General features: G+C 62.4%; 1 protein-coding gene. It reads right to left on the minus strand.

Annotated elements, in window-relative coordinates; all coding sequences use genetic code 11:
* Positions 1-2,582 (minus strand): glutamate synthase central domain-containing protein (locus ACP5E6_RS18180; protein ID WP_427956696.1); only part of this gene is annotated, 2,582 nt, incomplete at both ends.

The following is a 2,582-nucleotide window of genomic DNA, read 5'->3' on the forward strand; positions in this document are numbered from 1 at the left end:
AGCTGAGCCAGATCCTCGATCGAATAGATATCATGATGCGGCGGCGGGCTGATCAGCATCACCCCCGGCGTCGCATGGCGCAATTTGGCGATCAGCCCGGTCACCTTGAACCCGGGCAACTGCCCGCCCTCACCCGGCTTCGCCCCCTGCGCCACCTTGATCTCGATCTCGCGGCAGTTGTTCAAATATTCCGCCGTGACCCCGAACCGCCCCGAAGCGATCTGCTTGATCGCGGAGGATGCATTGTCACCATTGGCGCGCGGCTTCGATCGCTCCGCATCCTCACCACCCTCGCCACTATCCGACCGCGCACCGATCCGGTTCATCGCGATCGACAGCGTCTCATGCGCCTCCGGCGACAACGCGCCGAGCGAAATCCCCGGTGCGATCAACCGCTTCCTGATCTCGGTGATGCTCTCGACCTCATCGACCGGAATCGCCGTCCGCCCCTCGCGCCGGAAATCGAGCAGATCGCGCAGCGCGACCGGCGCCTGGCCATGCACCGCATCGGTATATTTCTTGTAGAGCGTGTAACTATCGGTCGCGACCGCGGTTTGCAGCATATGGACCATACCGCCATCGAACGCATGGGTCTCGCCCTGACGCCGCAGCCGGTACACCCCGCCCACCGGCAAAGTCACCGCGTCGGAATCCCACGCCGTTGCGTGCAGTTCCAGCAGCTTATGCGCAATCCCCGGCAGACCGATCCCCGAAATCCGCGAGAGCATGCCCGGGAAAAACTCCGCCACCAGCGCGCGCGACAGCCCGATCGCCTCGAAATTATAGCCGCCGCGATAGGACGAAATCACCGAGATGCCGAGTTTCGACATCACCTTGAGCAACCCCTTGCTCACCGCCTTCTTGTAGCGCCCGACGCACTCCTTCAACGAAAGCGCGCCGAACAACCCGCGCCGGTGCCGGTCCGCAATGCTTTCCTGCGCGAGATAGGCGTTGATCGTGGTCGCCCCCACGCCGATCAGCACCGCGAAATAATGCACATCCATGCACTCGGCGGCCCGCACGTTCAGACTGGTGAAGGTGCGCAGCGACTGCCGGACCAGATGCGTATGCACCGCCCCGGTAGCAAGAATCATCGGGATCGGCGCATGTGCTTCATCGAAACTCTCATCGGTCAGAATCACATGCGTCCGCCCCGCGCGCACACCTTCCTCCGCCTCGCGCCGGATGCGTTCGATCGCGGCGCGCAGCCCCGCCTCGCCGGACGCGACCGGGAAGGTGCAATTCACCACGCAGGCATTCACCCCCATGGTGCGGCGCATCGCATCGAACTCGGCGGTCGACAGAACTGGGCTGTCGAGCTGCAACAGATCGCATTGCTCGGAATCCTCATCGAGCACATTGCCAAGGTTACCAAGCCGCGTTTTCAGCGACATCACCCGCCCTTCGCGCAGACTGTCGATCGCCGGATTGGTGACCTGCGAGAAATTCTGCCGGAAGTAATTGTGCAGCCCCCGATACCGCTCCGACAGCACCGCGATCGGCGTGTCATCCCCCATCGAGCCGATCGCCTCGCCGGCATCCTCGACCATCGGGTGCAGGATCAGCTCAAGCTCCTCGAGCGTGTAACCGACGCCGAGCTGCCGCCGCCGCAGCGCCTCGCCGGTGAACAAAACCGGCTCCGGCGCATCGGTCTTCACGATATGATCGATCACCGTGATCCGCCGGGTCCACGCGCCGAAATCCTGCCGCGCCGCCAGAATGTCCATCAATTCAGGGAAATGGAAGAACCGCCCGCTCACCAGATCAACCGCGATCGTCTCCCCCGGCCCAACATGGCCGCGTTCGATGATCTTTACCTCATCGAGTTTCACCATCCCGGTTTCCGACCCCACGATCAGCAGATCATCGCTGGTCTTGGTGAACCGCAACGGCCGTAAACCATTCCGGTCGAGCCCGGCGATCACGAATTGCCCATCCGTCGCGGTAATCGCCGCCGGCCCGTCCCACGGCTCCATCACCGCGTTGCAATACGAAATCAGATCGCGATGCGCCGTCTTCATCGTGGCATCGCCGCTCAACGCCGGTGGAATCATCAGCGTCTTCGCCATCGGCGCATCCCGCCCGCCATGGATCAGCAATTCGAACACCGCATCCAGCGTCGCGGTATCCGAACTGCCGGCCTGGATCACCGGCTTGATGTCGTCGAGATGGTTGTTGAGCACGGCGGCGGACAGGCGCGTCTCATGGCTTTTCATCCAATTGACGTTGCCGGCAAGCGTGTTGATCTCGCCGTTGTGCGCGAGCGTGCGGAACGGCTGCGCCAACCGCCAGGTCGGGAACGTATTGGTCGAATACCGCTGATGATAGATCGCAAACCGCGAAACGAACCGCTCATCGAGCAGATCAGGATAGAACTCCGTCAGGCTCTGTGCGAGAAACATCCCCTTGTAGATGATCGAGCGGCAGGACAGCGAGCAGATATAAAGCTCCGGAATTTGCGCCGCGATCGCGGCTTTTTCGATCCGGCGGCGAATGATGTACAGGTCGCGCTCGTAATCCGCCTCGCCCTTGCCGAGCGCGTTCCAGATCATGATCTGCTCGATCTCGGGGCGCGTGGCATT

The organism is Acidiphilium sp. (assembly GCF_049977125.1).
Lineage (GTDB): Bacteria > Pseudomonadota > Alphaproteobacteria > Acetobacterales > Acetobacteraceae > Acidiphilium.